Raw genomic sequence first — 22,696 nt, 5'->3', positions numbered from 1 at the left:
TCACTCCTGGGCGAGCTGCGCCAGGTCGTCGACGGTGTCCACGGCCACGTCGTTGTCGGGCGCGACGGGATCGAGATCGCCCGAGTCGACCGTGTACATCGCCTGCACCGGGTGCAGCAGGTCGTACGGCACGCCCGGCCCGTGGTCGGCGAGCAGCAGCACGTAGTCGTCGCTCCCCTCCTCCAGAGCGACCGTCGACGTCTCGACGTACCGCACCCCCTCGTAGAGGCCGCCGAGCTGCGCCACCTCGATGACGTCCCCGACGGCCACGTCGCCCTTGAGGACCTCCTCGACCCGCACGGTCGAGATCGTCACGACGATCCCCGGCACGTCGGTGACCTCGTCGAGGCCCGCCTGCGGGTTGACCGACGGGTCGCCCACGGTCGAGACGATCGGCTGGTCCTCCTTGACCCGCGAGCCCGTGACGGTGCCGCGGACCACGACGTCCGCGGCGTCGACGATGTCCTGCGGCGTCTCGTAGGAGGGGTAGTCGGCGGTCGAGGAGACGACCTCGGGGGACGACGAGCAGCCCGCGAGCGCGAGCCCGGCCGCCGCGACAAGGACGAGCAGAGCCCTCATGAGTACTTCACCACTTCGCTGATGTCGTAGGACTGCGGCTTGTAGATCTTGGCGGGGTCGCGGTCGTACTTCATGAGCGACGCCCTCGTCGTGCCGGGGTTGTCGGCCAGCTTGAGCGCGTGCCCGAGCTCGTGCGTGCTGGTCGACAGGATCCAGGTCTTGAGGCTCGAGCCGGCGCGCGCCTCGAGGTACTGCACGTTGACCTCGATGGTGAAGGTGCGGCCCGAGCCGCTGCCGGTGGGCGTGTAGCGACCGCCCCAGCTGTAGTTCCAGCGGCCCGCGGTGTAGGTGTTCTTCGACGTCGTCGTGCGCGTGATGTGCGTGCCTGCGCTCGTCGCGTTCCAGTAGCCGCGCGCGGTGTCGAGGTAGCCGATCCACACGTCGTTCACGTTGACCGGCCGGACCGTGAAGCTCAGCGACGGCATCCCGCCGTCGTAGTACGTCGCGGACGCGGACTGCTGCGTCGCGCCCACCGCCAGCAGACCCACCGCGCCGATCGCGACTCCGCGCAGGACAGACCGTCGTATCACCACGAGCCCCCTCGATCCGGGCAGATCGCCCGGTCGGAACGTAGGGCCTGACGACCCGGAGGGTCAAGGAGTCAGAGGTCGCGGGGATCGACGAGGAAGTCGGCCTCGTCGGCGATCTCGCCGCCGACGGCCTGGTGCACCGCGCGCGCGACCGCGTGCAACGTCGAGGCGGCCCGACGACGGGCCACGCGGTGCTCGAGCGTCGGGCGCTCGGCCTCGAGCTCGTCGACGACCACGGGTTCCCAGTGCACGCGGTACGCGACGACCCCGCGCTGGGCCCACTCGACGGCCTGCAGCAGCGGCGGGACCTCGTCGGGCTCGCCCACCTCGACCGCGATCATGCCGTCCACGCCCAGGTCGACGAGCACCCCGAACGTCTGCGCCGCCTGCGGGGCGGAGAGCATCATCTCGTCGAAGGCCGCGGCCTCCGCGAGCAGCCGGCGTCGCTCGTCGGGGTCGCGCACGCCGTGCTGGTCGAGCGCCGCACGCAGCCCCCGGCCGCCCGGTTCCGTGACGCCGTGCGGGGAGTCGCCGATGGCATGGCGGCCCGCCCCTTCGAGAGGACCGTCCCAGGCCCGGGGCGGCACCGACAGGCGAGCGCGAGGGACGGCGCTCTGCACGATGGCGAGCGCCTCGTTCGGCTCGACCCAGCGGTCCGTCAGCACCGTGAGGTCGATCGCGCCCTCGATGTCCGGCGCGAGGATCGTCCCGCGGCCCCCGACCCGCACCGAGCCGCCGAGGCGCCGGGCGGCGTCGACGAGCCACTGCACCACGCGCTGCTCCTCGCGCACGGGCAGCCCGTCGGCGAAGGCACGGTTGATGCCGTCGCGGTCCCCTCCCGGGTACGGCTTGTCGCCGCGCTCGCGCGTGCACGCCACGTCGTACACCTGGCCCGTGGCGGACGGCAGGCCGAGCGCGACGATGTCGTCGGGCGTCACGCCGTACGGGCCGGTCAGCGTCGAGTGCCGCGAGAGCCGCAGCACGGGGGCGGCCGGGGCCGCGGTGATCCGGATGCCGAACGCGGCGGTCAGCGGCCGGCGACCTCGTTGGGCGGGCACGTCGCCGACGGGCTCCCAGCGCGCGGCCGCGAACCGGCTCGCGGCCAGCACCTCGACCTCCTCGGAGTCGATCCCCTCGGGCAGGGCGAGCAGGTGCCGGCCCGGCAGCTGCGGGTCGTCGGCCAGGGGCAGGCGCGGGAGTGCCACTTACACGTCCGTGCGGTGGAAGTTCTGCCAGGAGCGGGACGCTGTCGGGCCCCGCTGCCCCTGGTAGCGCGAGCCGTAGGCGCTCGAGCCGTAGGGGTTCTCGGCCGCCGACGAGAGGCGGAAGAAGCACATCTGCCCGATCTTCATCCCGGGCCACAGCAGGATCGGCAGCGTCGCGACGTTGGACAGCTCGAGCGTCACGTGGCCGCTGAAGCCGGGGTCGATGAACCCGGCCGTGGAGTGCGTGAGCAGGCCGAGGCGGCCGAGCGACGACTTGCCCTCGAGGCGCGCCGCGACGTCGTCGGGCAGCGTGACCTGCTCGTAGGTCGAGCCCAGCACGAACTCGCCGGGGTGCAGCACGAACGACTCGCCCGGCGTGACCTCGACGAGCCGCGTGAGCTCGGGCTGGTCGGTCGCGGGGTCGATGTACGGGTACTTGTGGTTGTCGAACAGCCGGAAGTACCGGTCGAGGCGCACGTCGATGCTCGACGGCTGCAGCATGGCGGCGTCGTAGGGCTCGAGGGCGACGCGGCCCGACTCGAGCTCGGCTCTGATGTCACGGTCGGAGAGCAGCACGGGCCAACGGTAGCCCCGCGGACGCCCCGCTCAGACCCGGTCCGCGTCGTGGACCAGAAGCGCGAGCTGCGTGCGGTTCTCGAGCCCGAGCTTGAGCAGCGCGCTCGACACGTGGGCCTTGACCGTCGGGAGGCTGAGGAACAGCGTCCGGGCCACGCCGGTGTTGCTCTCGCCGCGCGCGACGGCCCGCACGACGTCCTGCTCGCGCGGGGTCAGCAGCGCGAGCGCGGCGCGTGCGCGCTCCCGCTCACCACCGGCCCGCGCGGCCGCGTCCATGAGGTGCCGGGCGACCTGCGGCGAGAGCACGGGCTCCCCCGCTGCGGCCGCCAGGACGGCGGCGACGATCCGCGCGGGCTCGGCGTCCTTGAGCAGGTAGCCGGCCGCGCCGGCCCGCAGCGCGCCCTCGATCTCGGGGGCCGTGTCGAACGTGGTGAGCACGACGACGGCCGGCGGGTCGGTGCGGCCGCGCACGGTCCGGGTCGCCGCGACACCGTCAGTGCCGGGCATGCGCAGGTCCATGAGCACGACGTCGGCGCGGTGCGCGTCGAGCGCCGCGGGCACCTGGGAGCCGTCGGCCGCCTCCCCGACGACGACGATCGCGCCCTGCTCGGCGCCGTCGAGCATGAGCGTGAGCCCGGACCGCACGAGCGCGTCGTCGTCCACCACGAGCACCCGGACGCTCATGCGGGGATCCAGGCGGCGAGGACGAAGCCGTCGTTCGTCGGGGCGGCGGTCAGCGCACCGCCGAGCAGCTCGACCCGCTCGCGCAACCCGATGAGCCCGGCGGCGGCGCCGGGCGTCGACCCCGGGCGGATGCGACCGCCCGAGTCGCGCACGTCGACGACGAGCCCGCCGTCACGCGCGCCGACAGCGACGCGCACGCGCGAGCCGGGTGCGTGCCGGTGCGCGTTGGTCAGCCCCTCCTGGGCGACCCGGTACGCGGCCAGCCCGACCGCGGGGGGCACGTCGGGCGCAGCCTGGTCGAGCTCGACGACCATCCCCGCGTCGCGCCACTGGGCGACGAGCGCATCCAGGTCGCCGAGGCCCGGCGCCGGCCGGAGCTCGTCGGGCTGCTCGCGCAGCACGCCGATCACCGCCCGCAGGTCCTCGAGCGCCTCCCCGGCCCCCGCCCGGACCACGCCCGCCGCGGCGGCCACCTGCTCGGGGCTCAGGTCTGGCCGGTACTCGAGCGCCCCCGCAGTCGTCGCCAGCAGCGAGAGCCGGTGCGCGAGCGAGTCGTGCATCTCCCGGGCGATCCGGGTGCGCTCGGCGACCCGCGCCTCCTCGACCCGGCTGGCCTGCTCGCGCTCGGCCCGCTGCGCGCGCTCGCGCCACAGCTGCACCGCGGTCGCCCGGGCGCGGCCGTACGCACCCCAGCCGACGAGCGCCGCGTGCACCGCGACGTCGCACACCAGCCACCACCCGTACGGCATGCCGATCGGCGGCCAGAGCCCCTGGATCGCGTGCCCGACGACGCTCGCGAGCGCGACCTGCAGCGCGGTGCGCAACGGGAACCAGCGCGCGGCGACCAGCACCCCGGCCGTCGCGGACGGCGTTGCGGCGGGGCTGACCGCCGCGAGCGCACCGAGCAGCACCCCCGCCAGCAGCGGCCGGGACGTGACCATGAGCAGCACCGCGAGCGCGAGCAGCCCGGCCAGGGCGTCCAGCACGAGCGGGGTCGCCCGCGTGCCGTCGGAGCCGGCCGCCCACACGGTGAGCGCGGTCAGGGCCGCGAGCACCAGGAGCGCCGGGACCAGCACGCGACCGAGTCGCGGCGGGGGGCAGTCGATGTCCATGACCCGAGCGTAGGAACCACGGCCCGAGCCGGCGACCGACCAAAGGAGGGGGTGCGGGGAACGCCCGGCCGAGGCGGAGGGCGGTGCCGGGGCGGGAGCGTCGGAGGACCGCACCACCCCGTCTAGGAAAGGAGGGACGCCATGCGCCCCGTCCCCGTCTGGTCCGTCGTCCTGGCCGCACCCCTCGGTGCGCTCGCCGTGTGGGCGGTCGCCGTCCCGGTCCTCGGCGTCGAGCTCGCCGTCCCCGGCTCCACGGTCGGCCCCGCGGCGGTCGTCGTCCTCGCGGCCCTCGTCGTGCTGGCTGCCTGGCCGGTGCGCACGCTGTTCGCCCGACGAGCCGACCGCGTCGGTCTCGATCCTTGCGCGGCCCCCGTCGGATGGCGCGTGACCTGCGGCGTCATCCTCGCGGTCTCGCTGCTGGGTCCGCTCGGAGCCTCGTCGGCAGGCGCCGCCATCACGCTGTCCGTGATGCACGGCGTGGTCGGCGCGATCGTCGTCGGCGGCCTCGACCCGCGGCACGCCCGGCGCGCGAGCACCCTCTCACGCACGCCCGTCAGGGAGAAGGCCCCGACCAGGTGACGTGACGGCCCACGGGCGGGGGGCTATGCTCTCGTCCGTGGGCTGCGTGGGAGCGATCCCACACCACTGATATCCACGCCGTCCCCGCGGCGAGGGACCGGCACAGCGGCCGGGACCGCCGGGGGAAGTGCGTGATCCTGACGAGCACGCGAGGGGCTTGACCAATGCGCTACGGGTACTTCGACGACGACGCACGTGAGTACGTCGTCACCACCCCGCACACGCCGTACCCGTGGATCAACTACCTGGGGTCGGAGAAGTTCTTCTCGCTCGTGTCCCACCAGGCCGGTGGCTACTCGTTCTACCGGGACGCCAAGATGCGTCGCCTCACGCGGTACCGCTACAACAACATCCCCGCGGACGCGGGCGGCCGTTACCTCTACGTGCACGACGAGGGCGACGTCTGGACCCCGTCCTGGCTGCCGGTCAAGGCCGACCTCGACCACTTCGAGGCGCGCCACGGCCTGGGCTACTCCCGCATCACGGGCTCGCGCGGCGGCCTGACCGTCGACACGCTGTTCTTCGTCCCGCTGGGCGAGGACGCGGAGATCCAGCGCGTCACGGTCACCAACGACACCGACGCGGAGAAGACCGTCACGCTCTTCTCGTTCGTCGAGTTCTGCCTGTGGAACGCGCAGGACGACCAGACGAACTACCAGCGCAACCTGTCGATCGGCGAGGTCGAGATCGAGCAGGAGGGCCCCCACGGGTCCGCGATCTACCACCGCACCGAGTACCGCGAGCGCCGCGACCACTACGCGGTGTTCGGCGTGAACACGCCCGCCGACGGGTTCGACACCGACCGCGACACGTTCGTCGGCCAGTACAACGGCCTCGGCGAGGCCGCCGTGCCGCGCTCGGGCGTCTCGGCCAACTCGGTCGCCTCGGGCTGGTACCCGATCGGCTCGCACTCGGTGAAGCTCACGCTCGCGCCGGGCGAGTCCCGCGACCTCGTCTACACCCTCGGCTACGTCGAGAACCCGGACGAGGAGAAGTGGGCCGACGACGACCACCAGCTGATCAACCGTCAGCGCGCGCACGACCTGCTGGGCCGGTTCGCCACCGCCGAGCAGGCCGACGCCGCCTTCGAGGCACTGCGCGCGCACTGGACGGGCCTGCTCTCGACGTACTCGGTGAGGTCGACCGACGAGAAGCTCGATCGGATGGTCAACGTCTGGAACCAGTACCAGTGCATGGTCACGTTCAACATGTCGCGCTCGGCCTCGTTCTTCGAGACCGGCATCGGCCGCGGCATGGGCTTCCGCGACTCCAACCAGGACCTGCTCGGCTTCGTGCACCTGATCCCCGAGCGTGCGCGTGAGCGGATCATCGACATCGCCTCGACGCAGTTCGCGGACGGCTCGGCGTACCACCAGTACCAGCCGCTGACGAAGCGCGGGAACAACGACATCGGCTCGGGCTTCAACGACGACCCGCTGTGGCTCATCGCCGGCGTGGCCGCGTACGTCAAGGAGACGGGCGACTTCTCGATCCTCGACGAGCCCGTGCCGTTCGACAACGAGCCCGGCTCCGAGGTCCCGCTGTTCGAGCACCTGACGCGCTCATTCGAGTTCACGGTCGAGAACCGCGGCCCGCACGGTCTGCCTCTCATCGGCCGCGCCGACTGGAACGACTGCCTCAACCTCAACTGCTTCTCCACCACGCCGGGCGAGTCGTTCCAGACGACGGAGAACCAGGCCGGCGGCGCCGCGGAGTCGGTGTTCATCGCCGCGCAGTTCGTGCTCTACGGCCAGCAGTACGCCGACCTCGCCGCGCGCCGCGGCCTGGCCGACGTGTCGTCGCGCGCCGAGGAGCTCGTCGAGGAGATGCGCACCGCCGTGCTCAAGGACGGCTGGGACGGCCAGTGGTTCCTGCGGGCGTACGACTACTACGGCACGCCCGTCGGCACGGACGCGGACCCCGAGGGCAAGATCTGGATCGAGCCGCAGGGCTTCGCGACGATGGCCGGCATCGGGCTGGAGTCCGGCGCGGCCGAGCAGGCGCTCGACTCGGTGGGCGAGCTGCTCGCGACCGACCACGGCATGGTGCTGCAGTACCCGGCGTACACGACCTACCAGGTGCAGCTCGGCGAGGTCTCGACCTACCCGCCCGGCTACAAGGAGAACGGTGGCATCTTCTGCCACAACAACCCCTGGGTGATCATCGGCGAGACCGTCCTGGGCCGCGGTGACCGCGCGTTCGACTACTACAAGCGGATCACGCCGGCCTACCGCGAGGACATCTCCGAGGTCCACAAGCTCGAGCCGTACGTCTACGCGCAGATGATCGCCGGCAAGGAGGCGGTCCGCCACGGCGAGGCCAAGAACTCCTGGCTGACGGGCACCGCGGCGTGGAACTTCGTCGCCGTCTCCCAGCACCTGCTGGGCGTGCGGACCGACTACGACGGCCTCGTCGTCGACCCGCAGATCGGCCCGGACGTCCCGACGTTCACGGTCACCCGCGTGGCACGCGGCGCGACGTACGAGATCTCGGTGACCAACTCGGGCGCCCAGGGCTCGCGTGGCGCGCTCGTCGTCGACGGGACGCCGATCGAGGGCAACACCGTCCCTTACGCGCCCGCCGGTTCCACGGTCCGGGTCGAGGTCACCCTCTGACCGCTCCGGCGGTCGGTGGGCAGGGGGAGGTGACGCAGGCATGACGCTGCTCGAGGCGCCGTCTGTTGTGCCCCCTCCCGCGCCCGCCACAACGCCCGCCGACCCGCGCGTGACGACGCTGCGCAGCAGCACGTGGGAGCTGGACGTCGCCCCCCTCTCGGGGGCGGCGCTCACGGCCGGCCGTATCCGCACCGCGGACGGGGTGTGGCGCGACCTGCTGCGCCCCACCCGGCGCAGCGCGATCGGCGACCCCGAGAAGTGCGCGAGCTTCCCGATGGTGCCGTGGTCCAACCGGCTGCGCGAGGGCGTGCTCTCGTTCGGCGGGCGGACGTGGCAGCTGCAGCGCAACGGCGCCGACGGCACCGCGATCCACGGCGCCGTGCGGTACTCGGCGTGGTCCGTCGTCGAGCAGTCGGAGTCGTCGATCGACCTCGAGCTGGAGACGTCGTCGCTCGTCGGCGTGAACTTCCCGTGGCGGTTCGCCTCTCGCATCCGCTACGAGGTCGTCGACGACGCGCTGCGAGTCACGACGAGCGTGCGCAACACCGACACGTCGTCGTTCCCCGCGGGGTTCGGGCACCACCCGTACCTGCAGCGCTCGCTGCACCCCGCGCACGAGCAGACCCCGATCTGCCCGCCGGGGCAGCCCGTCGTGCACATCCCGACCGGCCGCGGCTACCCGCTCGACCACGGGATGGCGACCGGCGCCGCCGGAGCGGTGCCGGCGCGGGCGGACTTCAGCTCGCCGCGCGCGCTGGGGTCCGCGTTCATCGACGACGTCCTGCGGGACTGGCGCGACGTGCGGGTCACGTACCCCGAGGCTGGCGTGACGCTCGACGTGCGGGCCGACCCGATCTACGAGCACCTCGTGGTCTACGCGCCCCGCCGGCGCGCGTGCTTCGCGATCGAGCCCGTGACCAACGTCAACGGCGGCTTCGCGCTGCACGGTGCGGGCGTGCCCGGCACGGGCGTGTTCGTGCTCGAGCCCGGCGAGGAGCGCACGGGGAGCTTCACGTTCCGCGTCTCGGTGTAGCCTCGGGCACCTAAGCCGCTGACCTGCGGTTCTGCAGATTTCGCCCGCCCTGCACGCACAGCCGATCCCCAGGTCACGACCGTTCCGTGTCACGATGTCGGGGTTCAGGACCACTACCCAGGGGGACTCTCCGCCATGCGTGCTCGCCGCTCCACCGCCCTCGTCGCCGCCTCCGTCGCGGCGATGCTCTCCCTCGCCGGCTGTTCCGGCGCGTCCGACGACGCGTCGTCGAAGCCTTCCGGGGCCTCGTCCACCTCCGCACCTGCGGACGACGACACCTCGGGCGAAGCCGCCTCGAGCGAGCTGACCGCCGACAACTTCATGGAGGTCGTCGCCGGCTCGATGGCGAACGACGCCAGCTACCACACCGTCATGAAGACGTCCGCGAACGGCACCGTCGCGATGACCGCCGAGGGCGACGCCGCGGTCAAGGGTGACGACATCGCGATGGCGATGACGATGAGCTCGCAGGGCATGGACATGGAGGTCCGCGTCGTCGACGGGATCTGGTACATGAACCTGGGCGAGCTCTCGCAGGACAAGTTCATCAAGGTCGACCCGAGCGACGACTCGAACGAGATGGCGAAGAGCTTCGCCGGCGTCACCGACCAGATGGACCCGTCCGCCTCGGTCAAGGCCATGGAGGACGCCGTGGTCAGCGTCGAGAAGTCGGGCGCGACCGAGAAGCTCGACGGCGTCGACGCGCAGCCGTACAAGGTCGTCGTCGACACGACGAAGATCACCGGCCCGATGGCCGACACGATCAAGGCCGCCGGCGACGCGATCCCCGCGACCTTCACCTACACGTACTGGATTGGCCCGGACAACAAGCCGCGCAAGATGGTCATGGACCAGGCCGGCACGACGACCGAGATGACGATGACCGACTGGGGCAAGAAGGTCGCCGTCGAGGCGCCCGCCGCCTCGGACATCGTGGACATGCCGACGTCCTGACACCCGGCTCACGGACGGCCCGTACCCTCGCGGGTGCGGGCCGTTCGTCACTCCAGGCGCAGGCCGAGCAGCAGTCCCCAGTCGCGGGTCTCGAGCGTCTCGAACCCGACGCGGTGGTAGAACGCGATCGCGCCCGGGTTCTCGAGGGACACGCCCAGGTGCAGCCCGCGTACCCCCCGCTCGCGCAGCGCCACGGCCAGCGTCTCGATCAGCTGCCGACCGAGGCCCTGCCCCTGCACGCGGGGCAGCAGGTCGATGTGCATGTGCGCGGGGTACTCGGCGTACACCGGCAGGTCGTCCCACGTCTCGTGGATCCGCCCGACGAGGACGTGGTCCTCGGTGCCGTTCTTCGGGTCCTCGACGAGCGGGTACTGCTCGCGCAGCACCGGCCACCAGTGCTCCTCGCGCCAGCGCTCGAAGCCGGCGGAGTCCGCCGTCGCGACGATGTAGCCCGCGATCCCCTCGTCGTCCGCGACGACGAACGTCATCCCCGGGTCCGCCACCGGGTACGGCCCCGCGTACAGGTGCGCGAGCAGGTCCGGGTTGCGGTACAGGTGCGAGGAGTCCCCGCCGGCGTGCCCGGTGAGCAGGCAGATGCGGTAGATCGCACCGAGGTCGGACGGGTGGAACGGGCGGATCGTTCGAGGCACGCTCGACCTTCTCACATGCGGAGTTCGTCGGTCGCGGAGGTCCGGGTATGCTGACCGGGCCGACGACGGCGGGGGTCCCTGCGGCTCCGGTCGACGCTCGTGCGGGTGTAGTTCAATGGCAGAACTTCAGCTTCCCAAGCTGATAGCGCGGGTTCGATTCCCGTCACCCGCTCCCTCGGGTCAACGACCCCTAGCTGTCGCCAGTTGCCGCAGGCCAGGGCCCTAGGGCCTCCCCTAGGACGTCGCCATCCTCAGGTCTCACCTGCGTGTGGGTGACCAGGACAACTTCGCCGCCCTCGCCTGCGTCAGCGGCGACGGGACTCGGACGGCCAAGCGCCGTCACGCTTCCTGCCTCCGGCCACGCTGCACCGTCGGAACAACGACGTACCGCGATCTAGGACCGTCCCGCAATTGCTGCGGCGCTACGGCCTTCGCTGCAGCGATTGGCCACGTCGCCCGATGCAGGCCCCGATGGCGACGTACCGTGCCGCGTGTGGTCGACTCTAGGAGCGGTGTCGGGTTGTCGGCGGAGCGCTGGACATGTCAACATCCGTCGACCGCTGAGGCTTGATCGGGTATGAGACGACACGATCCACCGGCGCTCGAGTTCGAGGGCTGGTACCGGCGGGAGTTCCCGCGGGTACGGCAGGCGATGACGATGGCGACCGGGGACGCCGGTCTCGGTGAAGAGGCCGCCGCGGAGGCATTCGCGCTGGCGCTCGTTCACTGGGGGCGGGTATCAGGCATGGACTCGCCCGGGGGCTGGGTCTACGCCACCGCGTTGAACCAAGTGCGGCGCTCGTGGCGAAGGACTGCGCTCGAGCAGCGACACCAGGCTCGGACGCGCCAAGCGCCGGTCCCGCCACCCGAGCCGCCCGACACCGCACTGTGGCGGGCCGTTGCGCAGCTCTCACCGCGCGCCCGAACCGCTATTGCGCTGCGGTACGTCGCCGACCTGCCAGAAGCCGAGGTCGCCGCAGCAATGAATGTCTCCCGGGGGACCGTCGCGACCACGCTGTCGCGGGCCCGCAAGCACCTAGCCGCACTGCTCGAACCTGCGATGAACGGGGACCGACCATGACCACCGACTTCCTGACCGACCTGGGCGCGATCGAAGACGCACAAGCGCTGCCCATCGAAACCATCCAGCACCGCGCCCGCACGATCCGGCGCCACCGCCGCGCCCGCGGCGTCGGGGTGGTCGGCGCTGTCGCCGCCACGCTCGTCCTCGGGATCGGAGCCCTGCCTGGGCATCCCACCAGCGGCCCCGACGGGTTCGTGGGCGTGGCGCAGGCAGAAGGACCAGATCGTTGCAACGAAGGCGGCGGCGACGGCGCGCTTCCCCGCGACCAGTGGTCGCGGACTCCCGACGCCGCGAGGCTGGCGGCGGTGATCTCGTCGCCTGACCTACCGTCGCTGCGGACGGCCGCACTGACCCAGTCCACCGCCGACTGCGCGCAGGTCGCCCCGGTCGCCGTCCTGTACTCGACCGCCCCGAGCCTGCGTGCCATCACCATCTGGGCGGACGTGCCCAACCCCTACGAGGGACAGGAGGGCATCGTTGACTTGCAGGTGAGAGGAACGAGTGGGCGCTTGCTCACGCTTAGTGACGGCGAGCGAGTCCTGTCTTGGAGCGAGGGCAATGAGCGGTGGTACGCCGAGGCCAGCGGGCTCGACGACAAGCAGCTCACCGCGACACTCAACGCCCTCAGCTTCGAGCGCGGCCACGTTGCAGCGCCAACGGTCCCGAGGGCGTGGAACACCGCCGAGGTGCCGGTGCCTGATGAGAGCCTGACGACGCGGACGTGGTCGGTGACGTATGGGCAGGGTGACGAGCGGATCGGGCTCCAGGTTGTGCTTGCGAGTCATTCCCCCGTCGAGGTCGCCTCACGCGCGGCCTCCTACACGACCCTGACAACGGTGAACGGCCACGTCGCGGCCTACACCTCGAACGGGCAGCTGTGGTGGAACGCCGACGGGCTCGGTTACGTGCTCAATGGCGCGGGAGGCATCGAGCGACTCACCGAACTGGCGGCTGCCGTCGAGCACGTCGCGCTCGACAACACCCAGATCGCGACAGCAGGGATGACTGACGACGAAGACACGGGGCGCTGACTCCGGTCTTCACCCACCGGGCTCGAGGAACCACCGAGAGAGGCCGCTACCGCAAGGTGGCGGCCTCTCGCCGTGACAGTTCGTGACAGTTCGTGACAGTTCGTGACAGTTCGTGACAGTAGGGAGTGCGTCACGGGTGTTACCCGGTGTCACTCCAGCACTCCGCGCGAACCTGCCACGTGGTCTCGACGCGAAGGGAACCCGCTCCGTTCAGAGATGGAAGCGTGGCGTCACCGCTCCCGAGGCGTCACGCGGTCGTCGCTCGTGAGTGATGACCAGATCAACTCCCCCCCGGAGTGCTGCGGCATCGAGGTCGTCGCACCGCTCGCGGTGGACGGCGTCGCGCTGATGCTGGATCCCGGCCCAACCCCGATAGACGAGCACGTCCCAGTCGCAGCGTCCCTGTCTCCGGTAGGCGAGCCGCCGGGCCAGGCGTGAGGGCACGGTCAGCGCGTTGAGCGTGCCCATGATGACGACCAAGATCCCGATGTCGTCGTTCCACCCGGATGTCGCGGAGTCGATCCGGTCGATCCAGCCCCAACCCGGGAACCGGTCACCCCGCTGCAGCCGAACGGTCCAGCGCACGTCCTCCGCAGGCTGCGGAGGAACGGTCCGTTCGCGCGTCACCGTCAGTGGCAGAACCATGCACGGAGAGTAGCGGCGGGAGTGCGTGTCGCTCGCTCGCGGATGGGGCGACCTACGCTGCTGACTCATGGAGTCGCTCGCGGTCCACCGGTACGGCAGCCCCGACGCACCGACCGTCGTGCTGCTGCACGGCCTCACCGATGCCGGCACGACCTGGCCGGACCTCGTGCAGCACTGGGGTGACCGGTGGGACGTCGTCGCGCCGGACCTGCGGGGGCACGGACGCTCGCCGCGGTTCTCGCGTGACCAGACGGCCTCGGCGCCCGACGTCCTGCTGGTCGACGTGCTGGCGCTCCTGGATGCTCAGCCCGGACCCGTGGCGCTCGTCGGCCACTCCTTGGGCGGACTGCTCGGACTGCGCGCCGCGCTCGCCCGGCCGGACCGTATCGCGGCGCTCGTGCTCGAGGACCCCGCGAAGCCGAGCGGCTACACGCCGGACCCTGACTTCGTCGCGGGCAACCTCGCCTTCCTCGACGCGATGGCCGACCGCGGCGCCGAGGTGGAGCGGGCGCTGCGGGAGACCCCATGGAGCCGGACCGAGATCGAGGCGTGGGCGGACTGCAAGCCGCTCGTCGACCGGTCATACATCGAGCGCGGCCTCGTGCTCGGCGACCCCGCCTGGGAGTCGCTCTTCGACGCCGTCCGCGTCCCCACCCTTCTCGTCGTCCCTCCGGACGCGGCGATGGCGCCGCGGCCGGACGGCTTTCGCAACGACCTCGTCCGGACCGTCGTGGTCGCCGACGCGGGCCACTGCGTGCGGCGCGACCAGCCCGATGCGTACCACCGAGCGGTCGACGACTTCCTCGCCGAGCACGTCCCTCGGGGTTGACGTGTGCGTCATCCCCACCGCTGCGGCGGTGCCCCCAGGCGCGCGGGCAGCCGCGTCGTCGCGTCCCCGCTCGCCGACGCGACCTGGCGCGGCGTGACGAACAGCGCGGTCGACAGGTCCGCGCCGCGCAGGTCGGATCCCCGCAGGTCGGCGCCGAGCAGGGCCGCCTCGCGCAGGTCGGCACCCCGCAGGTCCGCGCCCAGCAGGCTCGCGCCGCGCAGGCATGCGCCTCGCAGGTCGGTCAGGCGACGGCCGGCCAGGTCGGCTCGTCTGTGCTGGGGGCCGCCTCCCCCGACCAGGGCGACGACCTCGTCGAGCGCAGGCGCCACGACGGCGGGAAGCGCCAGGGTGTCCACCGAGCGCAAGGCCTCGCTCGTGACCATCAGCGCGTCGAGCTCGTCGGCCAGCGCCCGCAGCCGCTCGTGCACGGGCCCGGCGCTCATCCGCTCGAGCCCGTCGGCGACGTACCAGAGCAGCTCGTGCACGGTCTGGGCGGCCCGGAAGTCGGCGAACATCTCGTCCGCGACGGCTGCCCCCTCGCGCCAGCTGTGGCCGCCGTACAGCTGCTGCGTGACCCGCTGCCCGGCGCCGAAGCAGTCGTACGTGGTGCAGCCGGACATCCCACTCGTCCGCAGCCACGCGTGGATCGCGCACCGGTCGTCGCCCTGCAGGTTGCGGCACGGGTCGCCGAACTCGCGGTCGAACGCGAACTCCGACGACCGGCGGAAGGAGGACGCCACGCAGCACAGGCCCACGCAGCGCGAGCAGTCGCCGCGCAGCTCGAGCGGGAGTGCGGTCACGGCGGCGACGCTATGCCGTCGTCCCCTCGTACAGGGCCAGCTGGTTGCCCTCCGAGTCCGTGAACGAGGCCCACCAGCTGGTCGGTGAGATCTCCTGCTTGGGCGTGACCACCGTGCCGCCGAGCTCGACCGCCTTGGCGAGCGACTCGTCGATCGAGTCGACCTCGACGTAGCTGCGCGGGCTCTTCAGCACGTCGTCGCGCGGGCTGATGCCGCCACCGCTGATCGTGTTGGGGGCCGTCCACATCGGGTAGCCCTCGTAGCCGGGGTACTCCTTGATGTCCCAGCCGAACAGCTCGCGGTAGAAGGCGATCGCGCGCGGGATGTCGTCGGCCGGGATGTCGATGTGGGTGATGTCGCCGTGGGCCATGTCCGTGCTCCTCACTGAGCGGGTGATCTCGGCAGCGTAGGACCGCCCCGCGCGAGGCGTACAGGGAGGGGGAGGTCGAGACTGGCGTGATGAGCAGCAGGCGGGTGGTCGTGACCGGCTCGGTCCAGGGCGTGGGGTTCCGCTGGTCGGCGCGCGCGGAGGCGGAGCGGCTCGGCGTCCGCGGTTGGGTGCGCAACCGGGACGACGGCGGCGTCGAGGCGTTCCTCGGCGGGGACGACGAGGCGGTCGAGCGGCTGGTGGCGTGGTTCCGTACCGGTCCGCCCGGCGCGGTCGTGACGTCCGTCGAGGTGCAGGACGCCGACGAGCCGGACACGGCGGGATTCTCGATCCGCGACTGACGCGGACGTTGACCTGCGTCCCTCGCCAGGAGAACACTCGCAGCATGTCGTCGGCCGACTACGCCGAGCTGCTCGATCTCGCGCAACGCAGCGCCGTCGAGTGGCTCACCGGCATGCCGGAGCGGCCCATCCCCGCCTCGTCGGCCATCCCCGAGGTGGTCGAGGCCCTCGGACCCGACCTGCCCGCCGACCCGCAGGACCCGCGCGACGTCGTCGCCCGGCTCGTCGAGGCGGTCGAGCCCGGCCTGCTGGCGAGCCAGTCGCCACGGTTCTACGGCTGGGTGATCGGCGGGACGTACCCGGTGTCGCTGGCCGCGGACTGGCTCGTCGGCGCGTGGGACCAGAACGCCGCGATGCGCACGCCGATGCCCGGCACCGCCGCGGTCGAGGAGCTCGCTGCCACCTGGCTTCTCGACCTGCTCGGGCTGCCCGCCGACGCGGGGGTCGGGTTCGTGACGGGCGCGACGATGGCGAACTTCGTCGGGCTGGGCGCCGGCCGGGACCGGCTGCTCGCGCGGGCGGGCTGGGACGTCGCGACCCGCGGGCTGAGCGGCGGGCCGCGCGTGCGCTGGATCGCCGGCGCCGAGCGGCACGCGTCGGTCGACATCGCGGCACGGTACCTGGGCCTCGGCGCGGCCGAGCTCGTGCCGGCCGACGAGCAGGGCCGCATCGACGTCGGCGCGCTGGCCGCCGCCCTGGACGAGTCCCCGACGATCGTGTGCCTGCAGGCCGGCAACCTGCACTCGGGCGCCTTCGACGACATGGCCGCCGCGATCGCCGTCGCGCACGAGGCCGGCGCCTGGGTGCACGTCGACGGCGCCTTCGGCCTGTGGGCCGGCGCATCACCGAGCCTCGCGCACCTGACCAGCGGCTACGGGGGCGCCGACTCGTGGGCCACGGACGCGCACAAGACGCTCAACACCCCGTACGACTGCGGCCTGGCGATCGTCGCGGACCAGGCGGCCGCCCGCGCGTCGTTCGGCGCGACCGCGAGCTATCTGCCCGCCGCCGCGACCGGCCACGACCCGCACGAGTACGTCCCCGAGATGTCCCGCCGGGCCCGCGGCGTGCCGGTGTGGGCGGTGCTGGCCACGCTCGGGCGGTCGGGCGTCGCCGCGCTCGTCGACGGGCTGCACGCCGCGGCCGTCGACCTGGCCACCCGGCTGGCCGCCCTGCCGGAGATCGAGGTCGTCAACGACGTCGTCTACACCCAGGTCTGCGTCGCCCTGGCCGACGACGACGCGACGACGGCCCTCGCCGCGCGCATCCGGGACGACGGCGTGGCCTACGCCTACCCCTCGCGCTGGCGCGGCCGCGCCGTGGTCCGCTTCTCGGTGAGCAACTGGGCGACGGACGCGAGTGCGGTAGCCTCCACGGTCGACGCGGTCCGCCGCGCACTGGCGGAGTGACGTTGTGTTCAGCGTTGATTGCACAGAGCGGCATCAACGCTGAACACAACCGGCAACGCCGTGGCAGCGGGGCGAACCACGTCACAGGGCGGGGGGCTGACAAGGGTGTCAGCGATGCAGCACGCTGAGACATGGCTCCCGCGACACCTCCTCCCGCGCACGGCACGCCCTCCGACACGGGATCCCGGTCCAGCTTCCCGCCCATCGCGAGCTACGCGTTCCTGTCCGACTGCGAGTCGAACTGCCTGATCTCCCCCGCGGGCGCGGTCGAGTGGATGTGCGTCCCGCGGCCGGACTCGCCGAGCATCTTCGCGGCGAACCTGGACCGCAGCGCCGGCTCCTTCCGGGTGGGCCCGCACGGCATCCGGGTGCCGACCGCGCGCCGATACCTGCCCGGCACGCTCGTGCTCGAGACCACGTGGCAGACCCCCACGGGGTGGCTCGTCGTGCGCGACGCGATGGTCATGGGGCCGTGGCACAACGAGCAGGAGCGCTCCGCCACGCATCGTCGGACCCCCACCGACGACGACGCCGAGCACATCCTGCTGCGCACCATCACGTGCATCAGCGGCACGGTCGACCTCGAGGTCACGTGCGCGCCCGCACCGAACTACGCGCGATCCGAGGCCCGCTGGGACTACGTCGGCACGGGGTACAAGGAGATCCAGGCCGTGCCCGACCCCGAGGTCGGCGGCCCCACGCTGCGGCTCACGTCCAGCCTGCGGCTCGGGATCGACGGCCGCACCGCGTCGGCGCGCACGCGGATGACCAACGGCGACAAGGCGTACGTCGCGCTCTCCTGGTCGCCCCTGCCCGCTCCGTCGACGTGGGACGAGGCGGCGGACATGCTGTGGCGCACGCAGGAGTTCTGGCGCGAGTGGATCACGCAGGGCGTCTTCCCGGACCACCCGTGGCGCACGTACCTGCAGCGCAGCGCGCTCACGCTCAAGGGCCTGACGTACGCGCCGACGGGTGCGCTGCTCGCCGCGGCCACGACGAGCCTGCCCGAGACACCGGGCGGCGAGCGCAACTGGGACTACCGCTACGCCTGGATCCGCGACTCGACCTTCGCCCTGTGGGGGCTGTACACGCTCGGGCTGGACCGCGAGGCGAACGACTTCTTCGCGTTCATCCACGACGTCTGCCGGGACAACAGAGAGCTGCAGATCATGTACGGCGTCGGCGGCGAGGACACGCTCGAGGAGCACGAGCTCAACCACCTGACCGGGTACGAGGGCGCAAGCCCCGTGCGCATCGGCAACGGCGCGTACGACCAGCGCCAGCACGACGTGTGGGGCGCGGTGCTGGACTCGGTCTACCTGCACACCAAGTCCCGCGAGCAGCTGCCCGAGGCGCTGTGGCCGATCCTCAAGCGGCAGGTCGACGAGGCCATCAAGCACTGGCACGAGCCCGACCGCGGCATCTGGGAGGTGCGCGGCGAGCCGCAGCACTTCACGTCGAGCAAGCTCATGTGCTGGGTCGCCCTCGACCGCGGCGCCCGCCTCGCCCGGTTGCACGACGAGCCCGACTTCGCCGAGCAGTGGGGCAAGCTCGCCGCCGAGATCCACGCGGACATCTGCGCCAACGGCGTCGACGAGCGCGGCGTGTTCGTGCAGCGCTACGGGTCCGACGCGCTCGACGCCTCGCTGCTGCTCGTCCCCCTGCTGCGGTTCCTGCCGCCCGACGACGAGCGCGTCCGCGCGACCGTCCTGGCGATCGCCGACGAGCTCACGGTCGACGGCCTCGTGCTGCGCTACCGCGTCGAGGAGACCGACGACGGCCTCTCCGGCGAGGAGGGCACGTTCACCATCTGCTCGTTCTGGCTGGTCTCGGCTCTCGTCGAGATCGGCGAGCTCGACCGCGGCCGCGCTCTGTGCGAGCGGCTCCTTTCGTTCGCGAGCACGCTCAACCTGTACGCCGAGGAGATCGAGCCGCGCTCCGGCCGGCACCTGGGCAACTTCCCGCAGGCGTTCACGCACCTGGCCCTCATCAACGCGGCGATGCACGTGATCCGCGCCGAGGAGCAGGCCGGGCACGACGGCATCCACTTCGAGCCCCCGAACCGCGGCGGTTGACCGGTTCGGAACGCAGGCCGGAACGCCGGAGGAAACCACCCGAGTCCCCGCAGCACGTCTGCGCCGCACTCGGCGAGCACGCCGACCGTAGCGAGCCGGACGCCGCGCGAACGGGCGACCCGCCAGGCCAGGGGGCGAGCCGCACGCGCGGAGGCGGCCGCACATAGGCCAGACTCCCGGGTGTGACCGACCTGCTCTCGTCCCCGCGGCCGGCCGCGGACGGGAGCCCTCCCGAGCACCGCCCCGACTGGGGCTGGCTCGCCGACCCGGCCGACGCCCCCGATCCGGCGACCCTCGCGCGCGCCCGGGAGGACGCCGAGCGGTTGCTCGCGGACCACGGCGTCACCTACGGCGCCGACCGCCCCGAGGGCGCGGGTCCGTGGCGCCTCGACCCCGCGCCGGTCACGGTCGACGAGGCCGAGTGGTCGGACCTCGACGCGGCCCTGGTGCAGCGCGCGGAGCTGCTCGACGCGGTGCTGCAGGACGTCTACGGCGCGCGCCGCCTCCTCACGGACTCGCTGCTGCCGCCGACGTCCGTCGTCGCGCACCCCGGGTTCCTGCGCGCGGTCGACGGGCTGCGTCTGCCCGGCGGGCGCGAGCTCGTGCTCACCGCGACCGACCTCGTGCGGGACCCGGCCGGCGGCTGGCGGGCCGTCGCCGACCGCACGCAGGCGCCGTCCGGCGCCGGGTACGCGATGGAGGGGCGCCGCGTCGTCTCGCAGGTGCTCGCGAACGTCTACCGGCAGGCCTCGATCCAGCGCATCGGCCCGTTCTTCCACGCGATGCGCGCGGCGCTGCGCGACGTCGCCCCGGCGCACGCCGAGCAGCCGCGGATCGTGCTGCTCACCTCCGGGCCGGCCAGCGAGACCGCGTTCGACCAGGCCTACCTCGCCTCGATGCTCGGCCTGCCGCTCGTCGAGGGCACCGACCTGCTGGTCCGCGACGGCCGCGTCTGGCTGCGCGCGCTCGACGGGCTCGAGCCGGTCGACGTGGTGCTGCGCCGCGTCGACGCCGAGTGGTGCGACCCGCTCGACCTGCGCACCGGCTCGCGGCTCGGCGTGCCCGGCCTGGTGCGTTCCCTGCGCGCGGGGAACGTGAGCGTCGTCAACCCGCTGGGCGCCTCGGTGCTCGAGAACCCGGCGCTGCTCGCCTACCTGCCGCGCCTGGCCCGGACGATCCTCGACCAGGACCTCGCGCTGCCGTCCGCACCCACCTGGTGGTGCGGGGAGCCCGCGAGCCTCTCGCACGTGCTCGCGCACCTCGACGAGCTCGTCGTGCTGCCCACGGTGCGCCGCACCGCGCCCGGCCTCATCCAGGGCTGGACCCTCGACGCTGCCGCGCGCGAGCAGCTCGCGGCCAGGATCGCCGCCGAGCCGTGGGCCTGGGCGGGCCAGGAGCCGGGTCACCGATCGGACGGCGTCGGGGGCTCGCAGGCCGCGATGCTGCGCACGTACGCGGTCGCGCACCGCGGCTCGTACGCCGTGATGGCCGGTGGGCTCGCGCGCGTGGCCGGGTCGGCCGTGGTGTCGTCGTCGTCCGGCGCCGTCGCCAAGGACGTCTGGGTGCTGTCCAGCCAGACCGAGCAGGCCGCCGAGGACACGTCGCTCGAGATCTCCGCGGGCAGCCGGCGCCAGGGAGCCGGCATCTCGCCGCGCACCGCCGAGAACCTGTGGTGGATGGGCCGGTACGCCGAGCGCGCCGAGGATCGCGCGCGGCTGCTCCGCGTCGTCGTCGACCGCTGGGACGACTTCCACGCGCGGCCACGCTCGGCCGGAGGGCGCGCGCTGTCCGTCCTGATCGGCGGCCTCGAGCCCGACGACGAGCGCACCGGCGCGAGCCTGCGCGAGCTGACCCTCGAGGCCCGCACCGCGACCTCGGTCGCCTCGGCACTGCGCCGCCTCGGCTCGTCGGCAGCGACCGTCCGCGACCAGCTCTCGAGCGACACGTTCGGCCCCCTGGCCCGCATCGAGCGGGTCCTGCGCGCGGAGCGCGGCAGGCGGCGACCGTCGCCCGACGAGGCGCTGGACCTCGGCCGTCTCGACGACCCCCGCCTGGCCACCGCGGGGCTGCGGCCGGTGCTGGACCAGGTGCTCGAGGCGCTGCACGCCGTGGCGGGCATCGCGGCCGAGGGGCTGGTCCGCGACGTCGGCTGGCGGTTCCTCGACGCGGGCCGCCGCATCGAGCGCGCGCAGCACGTCGTCGAGCACCTGCAGGCGACGCTCGTCGAGCACCGGCCGCCGGCCGTCGAGGGCTTCCTCGTCGACGCCGTCGTGCTGTCCCACGACTCGTCGATCACGTTCCGCCGCCGCTACAACTCGGGCGCCGGCGTCGCCGCGGTCCTGGACCTGCTGCTGCTCGACCGCACCAACCCGCGCGCGCTCGCGTTCCAGCTCGACCGGCTGCAGGACGACCTGGGCACCGTGCCGGGTGCCGAGCACCTGTTGTCGGACGTCGCCGACCTGGTCGCGGAGCTCGACCCCGCGACCGTCGCGGAGGCTGACGGGCGCCGTGACCGCCTGGGCGAGGCGCTCGAGTCGATGTCGTGGCGGCTGCGCTCGGCGGCCGACGAGATCCAGCGCGTGCACTTCGCGCGGCCCGGCCCGAGCCGCGCGCTCGAGGACCCGTGGGACGCGGCCGACGAGGTGGACCGCCCGTGACCCGCACCTACGACCTCGTGCACCGCACCACGTACACCTACGGCGGCCCGGTCACCGACTCCTACGGCCGCACGACGATGACGCCGCGCGACCTCCCGGGGCAGGCCGTGCTGGCGGCGACCGTCGAGGTCGACCCCACGCCCGCCGACACCTCCACCCACATCGACTACTACGGGAACCGGACCACGTACTACGGCGTGACCCGCGCGCACACGCGGCTCGTGGTCACCGCGCGGTCGACGATCGAGGTCAGCCGCGTCGCCGCGTCGCTCGACTCGCTGCCGGCCGTGACCTGGGAGGACACCGCGCGGTCGGTCGAGACGGGCGACTCGGCGGCGGCCGTCTCGCCGGACGTGCTCGTCGCGCTCCGCGAGCTGGTGCTCCCGTCGACCCACGCGGTGCCGGGCGACGAGGTCCGGGCATGGGCAGCCCCCTCCTTCACGCCGGACCGGCCGCTCGGCGAGCTGCTCGTCGACCTCGCGCACCGCATCCGCACCGAGCTCGCCTACCGGTCCGGATCGACGACGGTCTCGACCACGCAGGCCCAGCTGCTGGCCCAGGGCGCGGGCGTGTGCCAGGACTTCGCGCACCTGATGATCGCCGCGCTGCGCGCCCACGGGCTGCCCGCGCGCTACGTCTCGGGGCACATCGAGACGCGACCGCCGGCGGGGCGCGAGAAGCTGCGCGGGGCCGACGCCTCGCACGCGTGGGTCTCGGCCTGGGTGCCGGGTGCCGGGTGGGTGGACATCGACCCGACCAACGACCAGTTCGTCGACGACCGGTACGTGGTGCTCGGCTGGGGGCGCGACTACCAGGACGTCCCGCCGCTGCGGGGCGTGATCTTCACCGAGGGCTCGGGGTCGCGGCTCAGCGTCGCGGTGGACCTGGTGCCGGCCGGCTCCGAGCCGTTCGCCTGACCC

22 protein-coding genes and 1 tRNA gene are annotated in these 22,696 nt (G+C 72.8%); 13 read left to right on the top strand and 10 right to left on the bottom strand.

All coding sequences use genetic code 11. The features are described 5' to 3' along the window. The 6 genes from D1825_RS14330 to D1825_RS14305 form a co-directional block, all read right to left on the bottom strand. On the bottom strand, positions 1 to 579 hold the full coding sequence (locus D1825_RS14330; RefSeq protein ID WP_118768088.1) for a hypothetical protein: 579 nt from the start codon (positions 577 to 579) through the stop codon (positions 1 to 3). Then, on the bottom strand, positions 576 to 1,109 hold the full coding sequence (locus tag D1825_RS14325) for a zinc metalloprotease (protein ID WP_233549913.1): 534 nt from the start codon (positions 1,107 to 1,109) through the stop codon (positions 576 to 578). The genes D1825_RS14330 and D1825_RS14325 overlap by 4 nt, the downstream gene beginning before the upstream one ends. 71 nt (positions 1,110 to 1,180) lie before the next feature. Continuing rightward, positions 1,181 to 2,314, bottom strand: a complete 1,134-nt coding sequence (locus tag D1825_RS14320; protein WP_118768087.1) for a hypothetical protein — start codon at positions 2,312 to 2,314, stop codon at positions 1,181 to 1,183. Continuing rightward, the gene (gene dcd / locus D1825_RS14315; protein ID WP_118768086.1) at positions 2,315 to 2,890 is read right to left on the bottom strand and encodes a dCTP deaminase; all 576 of its coding nucleotides are present in this window, start codon (positions 2,888 to 2,890) and stop codon (positions 2,315 to 2,317) included. Positions 2,891 to 2,920: 30 nt separating this feature from the next. Then, a complete protein-coding gene (locus tag D1825_RS14310) occupies positions 2,921 to 3,574 on the bottom strand; it encodes a response regulator (RefSeq protein WP_118768085.1) in 654 nt (217 codons plus the stop codon). Beyond that, complete coding sequence (locus D1825_RS14305) at positions 3,571 to 4,686, bottom strand: sensor histidine kinase (RefSeq protein WP_118768084.1); 1,116 nt, start codon at positions 4,684 to 4,686, stop codon at positions 3,571 to 3,573. The genes D1825_RS14310 and D1825_RS14305 overlap by 4 nt, the downstream gene beginning before the upstream one ends. Before the next feature lie 141 nt (positions 4,687 to 4,827). On the opposite strand from D1825_RS14305, the gene D1825_RS14300 reads away from it, so the two are divergent. From D1825_RS14300 to D1825_RS14285, 4 genes are all read left to right on the top strand, one after another. Continuing rightward, positions 4,828 to 5,265, top strand: a complete 438-nt coding sequence (locus D1825_RS14300; protein WP_118768083.1) for a DUF6069 family protein — start codon at positions 4,828 to 4,830, stop codon at positions 5,263 to 5,265. Between the two features lie 164 nt (positions 5,266 to 5,429). Continuing rightward, positions 5,430 to 7,880, top strand: a complete 2,451-nt coding sequence (locus D1825_RS14295) for a GH36-type glycosyl hydrolase domain-containing protein (RefSeq protein ID WP_118768082.1) — start codon at positions 5,430 to 5,432, stop codon at positions 7,878 to 7,880. A 40-nt stretch (positions 7,881 to 7,920) separates the two neighbouring features. After that, positions 7,921 to 8,913 (top strand): aldose epimerase family protein, encoded by a 993-nt coding sequence (locus D1825_RS14290; protein WP_118768081.1) that lies wholly within the window; start codon positions 7,921 to 7,923, stop codon positions 8,911 to 8,913. A 135-nt stretch (positions 8,914 to 9,048) separates the two neighbouring features. Continuing rightward, complete coding sequence (locus tag D1825_RS14285) at positions 9,049 to 9,867, top strand: LolA-like protein (RefSeq protein ID WP_118768080.1); 819 nt, start codon at positions 9,049 to 9,051, stop codon at positions 9,865 to 9,867. 47 nt (positions 9,868 to 9,914) lie between these two features. On the opposite strand, the gene D1825_RS14280 is transcribed toward D1825_RS14285, so the two are convergent. Continuing rightward, the gene (locus D1825_RS14280) at positions 9,915 to 10,517 is read right to left on the bottom strand and encodes a GNAT family N-acetyltransferase (RefSeq protein WP_118768079.1); all 603 of its coding nucleotides are present in this window, start codon (positions 10,515 to 10,517) and stop codon (positions 9,915 to 9,917) included. 101 nt (positions 10,518 to 10,618) lie between these two features. On the opposite strand from D1825_RS14280, the gene D1825_RS14275 reads away from it, so the two are divergent. The 3 genes from D1825_RS14275 (at position 10,619) to D1825_RS14265 (ending at position 12,632) form a co-directional block, all read left to right on the top strand. Beyond that, positions 10,619 to 10,689 (top strand) — tRNA-Gly (locus D1825_RS14275). A 405-nt stretch (positions 10,690 to 11,094) separates the two neighbouring features. Continuing rightward, positions 11,095 to 11,598 carry an RNA polymerase sigma factor gene (locus tag D1825_RS18840; RefSeq protein WP_118768078.1) on the top strand — a complete coding sequence of 168 codons (504 nt, stop codon included), beginning with the start codon at positions 11,095 to 11,097 and terminating at the stop codon, positions 11,596 to 11,598. Next, positions 11,595 to 12,632, top strand: coding sequence for a hypothetical protein (locus D1825_RS14265; protein ID WP_118768077.1), 1,038 nt, complete (start codon positions 11,595 to 11,597; stop codon positions 12,630 to 12,632). Before D1825_RS18840 ends, D1825_RS14265 begins: the two co-directional genes overlap by 4 nt. 210 nt (positions 12,633 to 12,842) lie before the next feature. On the opposite strand, the gene D1825_RS14260 is transcribed toward D1825_RS14265, so the two are convergent. After that, complete coding sequence (locus D1825_RS14260; protein ID WP_147356273.1) at positions 12,843 to 13,346, bottom strand: hypothetical protein; 504 nt, start codon at positions 13,344 to 13,346, stop codon at positions 12,843 to 12,845. On the opposite strand from D1825_RS14260, the gene D1825_RS14255 reads away from it, so the two are divergent. Further along, positions 13,345 to 14,106 carry an alpha/beta fold hydrolase gene (locus D1825_RS14255; protein WP_118768075.1) on the top strand — a complete coding sequence of 254 codons (762 nt, stop codon included), beginning with the start codon at positions 13,345 to 13,347 and terminating at the stop codon, positions 14,104 to 14,106. The two genes, D1825_RS14260 and D1825_RS14255, sit on opposite strands and share 2 nt — an antisense overlap. 8 nt (positions 14,107 to 14,114) lie before the next feature. Here D1825_RS14255 and D1825_RS14250 read toward each other — a convergent pair whose 3' ends face one another. Together D1825_RS14250 and D1825_RS14245 are read right to left on the bottom strand one after the other, a co-directional pair. Beyond that, a complete protein-coding gene (locus tag D1825_RS14250; RefSeq protein WP_118768074.1) occupies positions 14,115 to 14,906 on the bottom strand; it encodes a pentapeptide repeat-containing protein in 792 nt (263 codons plus the stop codon). Between the two features lie 10 nt (positions 14,907 to 14,916). Beyond that, positions 14,917 to 15,276, bottom strand: a complete 360-nt coding sequence (locus D1825_RS14245) for a VOC family protein (protein WP_118768073.1) — start codon at positions 15,274 to 15,276, stop codon at positions 14,917 to 14,919. 89 nt (positions 15,277 to 15,365) lie between these two features. On the opposite strand from D1825_RS14245, the gene D1825_RS14240 reads away from it, so the two are divergent. From D1825_RS14240 to D1825_RS14220, 5 genes are all read left to right on the top strand, one after another. Then, positions 15,366 to 15,635: an acylphosphatase gene (locus tag D1825_RS14240; RefSeq protein ID WP_118768095.1), complete on the top strand. Its 270-nt coding sequence runs from the start codon at positions 15,366 to 15,368 to the stop codon at positions 15,633 to 15,635. 44 nt (positions 15,636 to 15,679) lie between these two features. Continuing rightward, positions 15,680 to 17,044, top strand: a complete 1,365-nt coding sequence (locus D1825_RS14235; RefSeq protein ID WP_118768072.1) for a pyridoxal phosphate-dependent decarboxylase family protein — start codon at positions 15,680 to 15,682, stop codon at positions 17,042 to 17,044. A gap of 131 nt (positions 17,045 to 17,175) precedes the next feature. Further along, positions 17,176 to 19,119, top strand: coding sequence for a glycoside hydrolase family 15 protein (locus D1825_RS14230; RefSeq protein WP_118768071.1), 1,944 nt, complete (start codon positions 17,176 to 17,178; stop codon positions 19,117 to 19,119). Between the two features lie 182 nt (positions 19,120 to 19,301). Next, positions 19,302 to 21,776 carry a circularly permuted type 2 ATP-grasp protein gene (locus D1825_RS14225; protein WP_118768070.1) on the top strand — a complete coding sequence of 825 codons (2,475 nt, stop codon included), beginning with the start codon at positions 19,302 to 19,304 and terminating at the stop codon, positions 21,774 to 21,776. After that, on the top strand, positions 21,773 to 22,693 hold the full coding sequence (locus D1825_RS14220; RefSeq protein ID WP_118768069.1) for a transglutaminase family protein: 921 nt from the start codon (positions 21,773 to 21,775) through the stop codon (positions 22,691 to 22,693). Before D1825_RS14225 ends, D1825_RS14220 begins: the two co-directional genes overlap by 4 nt. The last annotated feature ends 3 nt before the right edge of the window (positions 22,694 to 22,696 follow it).

Source organism: Cellulomonas rhizosphaerae (assembly GCF_003470205.1).
In the GTDB taxonomy this organism is placed as follows: Bacteria; Actinomycetota; Actinomycetes; order Actinomycetales; family Cellulomonadaceae; genus Cellulomonas; species Cellulomonas rhizosphaerae.
This window is presented reverse-complemented; position numbering and strand designations above follow the sequence as displayed.

Excerpts from the sequence above, each read along its gene's own strand:
- D1825_RS14330 (WP_118768088.1), bottom strand. The coding sequence starts at position 579 with ATGAGGGCTCTGCTCGTCCTTGTCGCGGCGGCCGGGCTCGCGCTCGCG.
- D1825_RS14310 (WP_118768085.1), bottom strand. The coding sequence starts at position 3,574 with ATGAGCGTCCGGGTGCTCGTGGTGGACGACGACGCGCTCGTGCGGTCC.
- D1825_RS14305 (WP_118768084.1), bottom strand. The coding sequence starts at position 4,686 with ATGGACATCGACTGCCCCCCGCCGCGACTCGGTCGCGTGCTGGTCCCG.
- D1825_RS14300 (WP_118768083.1), top strand. The coding sequence starts at position 4,828 with ATGCGCCCCGTCCCCGTCTGGTCCGTCGTCCTGGCCGCACCCCTCGGT.
- D1825_RS14295 (WP_118768082.1), top strand. The coding sequence starts at position 5,430 with ATGCGCTACGGGTACTTCGACGACGACGCACGTGAGTACGTCGTCACC.
- D1825_RS14290 (WP_118768081.1), top strand. The coding sequence starts at position 7,921 with ATGACGCTGCTCGAGGCGCCGTCTGTTGTGCCCCCTCCCGCGCCCGCC.
- D1825_RS14285 (WP_118768080.1), top strand. The coding sequence starts at position 9,049 with ATGCGTGCTCGCCGCTCCACCGCCCTCGTCGCCGCCTCCGTCGCGGCG.
- D1825_RS18840 (WP_118768078.1), top strand. The coding sequence starts at position 11,095 with ATGAGACGACACGATCCACCGGCGCTCGAGTTCGAGGGCTGGTACCGG.
- D1825_RS14265 (WP_118768077.1), top strand. The coding sequence starts at position 11,595 with ATGACCACCGACTTCCTGACCGACCTGGGCGCGATCGAAGACGCACAA.
- D1825_RS14255 (WP_118768075.1), top strand. The coding sequence starts at position 13,345 with ATGGAGTCGCTCGCGGTCCACCGGTACGGCAGCCCCGACGCACCGACC.
- D1825_RS14260 (WP_147356273.1), bottom strand. The coding sequence starts at position 13,346 with ATGAGTCAGCAGCGTAGGTCGCCCCATCCGCGAGCGAGCGACACGCAC.
- D1825_RS14245 (WP_118768073.1), bottom strand. The coding sequence starts at position 15,276 with ATGGCCCACGGCGACATCACCCACATCGACATCCCGGCCGACGACATC.
- D1825_RS14240 (WP_118768095.1), top strand. The coding sequence starts at position 15,366 with ATGAGCAGCAGGCGGGTGGTCGTGACCGGCTCGGTCCAGGGCGTGGGG.
- D1825_RS14235 (WP_118768072.1), top strand. The coding sequence starts at position 15,680 with ATGTCGTCGGCCGACTACGCCGAGCTGCTCGATCTCGCGCAACGCAGC.
- D1825_RS14230 (WP_118768071.1), top strand. The coding sequence starts at position 17,176 with ATGGCTCCCGCGACACCTCCTCCCGCGCACGGCACGCCCTCCGACACG.